4 protein-coding genes and 1 pseudogene are annotated in these 4,776 nt (G+C 69.9%); 1 reads left to right on the top strand and 4 read right to left on the bottom strand.

Annotation, left to right across the window (positions count from 1 at the left end):
• Together AC3XYG_RS32305 and rsgA are read right to left on the bottom strand one after the other, a co-directional pair.
• Window positions 1-461: GNAT family N-acetyltransferase (locus tag AC3XYG_RS32305; protein ID WP_489143991.1), on the bottom strand; the 461-nt coding region annotated here is incomplete at its 3' end.
• Window positions 458-1,546, bottom strand: a complete 1,089-nt coding sequence (gene rsgA, locus AC3XYG_RS32300; RefSeq protein WP_489143990.1) for a ribosome small subunit-dependent GTPase A — start codon at window positions 1,544-1,546, stop codon at window positions 458-460. The genes rsgA and AC3XYG_RS32305, both read right to left, overlap by 4 nt.
• Window positions 1,547-1,828: 282 nt before the next feature.
• Here rsgA and AC3XYG_RS32295 point away from each other — a divergent pair, with 282 nt between their 5' ends.
• Window positions 1,829-2,710, top strand: a complete 882-nt coding sequence (locus tag AC3XYG_RS32295; protein ID WP_489143989.1) for an alpha/beta hydrolase family protein — start codon at window positions 1,829-1,831, stop codon at window positions 2,708-2,710.
• A 42-nt stretch (window positions 2,711-2,752) separates the two neighbouring features.
• On the opposite strand, the gene AC3XYG_RS32290 is transcribed toward AC3XYG_RS32295, so the two are convergent.
• The gene (locus AC3XYG_RS32290; RefSeq protein WP_489143988.1) at window positions 2,753-4,339 is read right to left on the bottom strand and encodes an ABC transporter substrate-binding protein; all 1,587 of its coding nucleotides are present in this window, start codon (window positions 4,337-4,339) and stop codon (window positions 2,753-2,755) included.
• Between the two features lie 229 nt (window positions 4,340-4,568).
• Window positions 4,569-4,776: pseudogene (locus tag AC3XYG_RS32285) on the bottom strand (hypothetical protein); the annotation flags it as partial.

The raw sequence follows: 4,776 nt of genomic DNA, 5'->3' as shown, positions 1-4,776 counted from the left end.
GGCGGCACGCCGTCCAGCCGCAGCTGCGGCCGGGCGGCGAAGCCGAAGCTGACGTAATAGGCGGGGCTGCCCAGCACGACGCAACCAGCCGTGCCCATGCCGTCCATCCGGGCGAGCCCGCTGCGCACCCGGGCCTGGCCGATCCCGCCGCGCTGCTGGCCCGGGCAGACCGCCAGCGGGGCGAGGCCGTACCAGCACCCGCAGCGCCCGTCGATCCGGACCGGCGAGAAGGCGACATGGCCGGCGATGGTACCGTCCGCCGCCTCGGCCACCAGCGACAGGGTCAGGGCATCGGCCCGCCGCAAGGCATCGACCAGACGGTGCTCCGTCCCGTCGCTGTAGGGCTGGCCGGCGAAGGCCTCGGCCACCAGCCGGCGGATGGCCGAGGCGTCCCGGGGCGTCTCATCCCGGATCAGCAGGCCCCGCCCTCCGGCATTGCCGGCCGGTCGGGGCCCGTTCATTCCAGATCCCCCCGCCGCTTGCTGGCGCGGTAGTCCTTCTGCTGCTGCACCCGGATCTTGCGCGCCGCGGCCCGGGCGGCCGGATCCGGCCGGCGGCCGGGCTGCGTCAGCTCGTGCTGCAGCTTGTTCCAGCTGCGCCAGCGGTCGCCGTCCAGGCTGCCATCGGCCAGCGCCGCGCGCACGGCGCAGCCGGGCTCCGCCTCATGCCGGCAGTCGCCGAAGCGGCAGGTCTTCGCCAGCGCCTCGATGTCGTCGAAGGCCTCGGCCACGCCGGCCTCGGCCTCCCACAGCCCCAGCTCGCGCATGCCCGGCGTGTCCAGCACCAGCCGCCCATCCGGCAGCAGCACCAGCTCGCGATGGGTGGTGGTGTGGCGGCCGCGGGCGTCATCCTCGCGGATCCCGCCGGTCGCCATCCGCTCCGTCCCGGCCAGGGCGTTGACCAGGCTGGACTTGCCGACGCCGGAGCTGCCCAGCAGCACCGCGGTCTGGCCGGGGGCGAAGCTGTCGCGCAGGCCCTCGATGCCCTCGCCGCTGACGGCGGACACGACATGCACCGGCACGCCGCGGGTCAGCGTCTCGATTTCGGCCAGCGCCGCGGTGCGGTCCGCGCACAGATCGGCCTTGGTCAGCACCACCACCGGCTTGGCCCCGCTCTCCAAGGCCGTGGCGAGGTAGCGCTCGATCCGCCGGGCGTTGCGGTCGGCGTTCAGCGAGGTGACGAGGAAGGCGATCTCGATATTGGCCGCCACCACCTGCCCGGCGGGCCGGCCGGGGCCGGCGGCCTTGCGGGTGAAGGCGTTGCGCCGCGGCAGCACGCCGTGGATGGTGGCGCTGGCCTTGGCCGGGGACGTCGCCACATCAGGCGGCATCGCCACGGCCACCCAGTCGCCGGTCACCGGATACTCGCCTTCCTTCGCATCATGGGCGAAGCGGCCGGACAGCTTGCTGGTCATCTCGCCCTGCGGCGTGATGAGAGTATAGGCGCCGCGTCGCTGCACGGTGACGCGTGCCGGGCTCAGGCCCTGGGCTGCATAAGGCTGGAAATCGTCCTGGAGCCCCTGGCTCCAGCCATAGCGTTCGATCAATTGGGTATTCCTCGGTCGGAAAGCCTGTCAGGCGCCGGCCGACGGAATCCGTATGTCAGGAGACCTGTACGGCGGCGCGACGAAGGGAGGCGCGGAGCGCGCGGACAGCGACAGACATTGCTCTACCCTCCTTTCCGGACCGTTATGGGCGCCGCAGATTTAGGCGCGGGCGGAGGTTTCGTCAAGTCGCCGGCGTGGACGCCGGAACCGGCTCGGGCAATGCTCATGTCGCCAATGGTCCTTCCCACTCCTGCGAGCCCACCCCTGCAAGGCGGAGAAACGATGCTGAAACCGATGATGCTGGCCCTGGCCGCGATGGCCGCCCTATCGAGTCCCGCCTGGTCGGCCGAGAAGACGGTCGGCTTCACCGTGGACGGCCAGAAGGTGGTCGGCACCCTGGCGCTGCCGGACGGCGTCGCGTCGCCGCCGGTCGTGCTGCTGCTGCACGGCTTCACCGGCAGTCGGAATGAGATGGAGATCCCGGCGGTGAAGGAGGGGATCTTCCACCGCGCCGCACGGTTGTGGGCGGCGCGCGGCTTCGCCAGCCTGCGCATCGACTTCCGCGGCAATGGCGACAGCGAGGGCGCCTTCGCCGACATGACGCTGGACGGCCAGGTGAAGGACGCGCTCGCCGCGCTCGACTTCCTCGCCGCGGACAGCGAGGTCGACCACGACCGGATTGCCCTGGTCGGCTGGAGCATGGGCGGCGCGGTCGGGGCCATCGTCGCCGGCCGCACGACCCATAAGCTGACCTCCGTCTCGCTGTGGGCACCCGGCACCAACATGCCGGCTGCGATCGCCCTGCTGCTGGGCCCCGATGTCCTGCGGCAGGGTCTGGCCAGCGGCGGCAAGCCGGTCACGGCCAAGCTGCCCTGGGGCGCCGAGGTGTCGCTGAAGACGGCGTTCTTCGAAAGCCTCTATGCGATCGACCCGATGGCGGAGATCGCCCGCTACAAGGGGCCGCTGCTGGTGGCGGTCGGCACCAAGGACACGGTGGTGTTCCCGCAGCCCGTCTCCGGCCAGGTGCTGCTCGACTACCATGACGGGCCGGAGGAGCTGTGGGTGCAGCCGATGGACCACGCCTTCAACGCCTATGATGGCACCGACATGGTGGATTCGCTGATCGCCAAGACCGGCGACTTCATCGCCGCCGGGCTGAAGTAAGGGGTTGGGGGAGGGGGCTGCCTCCCCCGCGACCTCCGGCCGCTACTTCTTGACGATGCCGGCCCAGAAATCGGTGTCGATGCTGGGCCCCAGCACCAGCCCGTCGACCTCGGCGCGATGGGCCACCACCTCCGTCGTCTGGTACAGGAAGGCGTAGGAGGAGCTGTGCAGGATGTCGCGCTGCAGCGCCTCGTACAGCGCGGCGCGCTTGGCGGTGTCGGTCTCGCGCACGGCGGCCTCGACCCGGGCGCTCAGCTCCGGAATGTCCCAGTTGCTGCGCCAGGCCACCGTCTTGGTGCGGGTGTTCGGGCCGTTGTCCGGGTTCTCGGCGAAGGCCTGGGCGTTGGTGTGCGGGTCCTGGTAATCCGGGCCCCAGAAGTAGAAGAAGATGTCCTGCTCACGGGCACGGTAGCGGGTGTAGATCTGCTTCAAATCCAGCTGGTTCAGCGTCAGCTTGATGCCGGCTTGGGCCCAGCTGGCCTGGATCGCCTGGGCGATGTCGGGGTAGGGCGCCACATTCGGCACGTCGATGGTGACCGAGAAGCCGTCGGCCAGCCCGGCCTGCTTCAGCAGGTCCTTGGCCTTGTCGAGGTCGAAGTGGAACGGCGTGTCGTCGACGGCGCCCAGGAAGCCGTTCGGCAGGAAGGTCTGGTGCGTGGTGTAGCCGTGGCCCAGCAGCGCCGTGCGGATGCCGTCATAGTCGATCAGCCAGCGCAGCGCCTCGCGCACCTCCGGGTGCTTCAGCGCCGGGTTGGCCTGGTTGAAGCTGAGATAGACCAGGTTGCCCTTCGGCGCGGTCTGGATGCGGATCTCGGGGTTCTTCGCCAGCGCTTCGATCTGGTCGCGGCCCAGGCTGCGGGCATAGTCGGCATCGCCGCTTTCCAGCAGCAGCCGTGCCGTCGCCGCCTCCTGCACATGGCGGATGAAGATCCGCGGCGTCTTCGGCGCCTCGCCCCAGTAATTCGGATTGGCCTCCAGCAGCAGGCTCTCGCGCGGCTTCCAGCTTTTCAGCACATAGGGGCCGGAGCCGCCGGAATTCAGGCGCAGCCAGCCATTGCCGAAATCGCCATCCTTCTCCTGCGCCTGGACCAGCTTGGCATCGACCACCGAGGCGACGGTGGCGGTCAGCAGGTAGTAGACGAAGCTGGGCGCATAGGCCTCGCCGGTCTCGATCACCAGGGTCGAGGCATCGGTGGCGCGGATCCGGTCGCGGACATTGTCGGCGGTAAAGCCGAGCTGGGTGATGATGAAGGCGGGGGTCTTGTTCAGGATCACGACGCGCTGCAGCGACCAGGCCGCATCCGCCGCCGTGATCGGGTTGCCGGAGGCGAATTTCAGGCCCTGGCGGAGCTTGAAGCTGTAGGTCTTGCCGTCGGCGCCGACCGACCAGCTTTCCGCCAGAACGCCCGTGATCTTCGACACGTCCTGCAGGTCGTAGGCCAGCAGCCGGTCATAGGTGTTGGCGTTCTCCTGCTCCGAGGTCAGCTCGAACTCCTCGGCCGGGTCGAGCGAGATGATGTCGTCGATCGGCTGGGCGATGACGATGGTGTTGGCCGGCGTCTTGGCCGTGGCGGCCCAGGGCACGCACAGCGCGGCGGCCAGGGCCATGGCCAGAAGAGGGGTGCGCATCGCAGCTCCGGGTCGGTCGGGAAGGCGGTCGCCAGGATGGCGCAAATATCAGGAAAATCCACCAGGATTTTGTTGGGCGGATCTATTCCACCGATGCAAGGTGCTGTTTCGGAATCGGGTTTCTTGCGTGGCCTTGCCCACCCCTCATCGTCATCGTGAGCCCCGCTGCGCTCGCGATGACAGTGAAGGACGGGCGGCCGCGAGCAGGCAGCCGCCGGCACGCCCAGCCTCAGGAGCGTTGTTTGTCGGCGGCGATGAGCCGCTGCCGGCGCGCTTCCGCGACGCGGGCATTCTCCTCATACGCCCGTTCCAGGGCCTCGCGGCGCCGTTGTCGGTCGGCTTCCGCCCGCTCCGCCAAAGTCAGCTCGCACGGGGGCGGCCCGGGCGGCGGGGCCGGGTCGGGCGCCGCCGGCGGCGCGGTGGCATCAGGCGGTCCG

The sequence above is a fragment of the Inquilinus sp. genome, assembly GCF_057815775.1.
The sequence above is the reverse complement of the archived record's forward strand: the minus strand, read 5'-3'. Positions and strand labels throughout refer to the sequence as shown.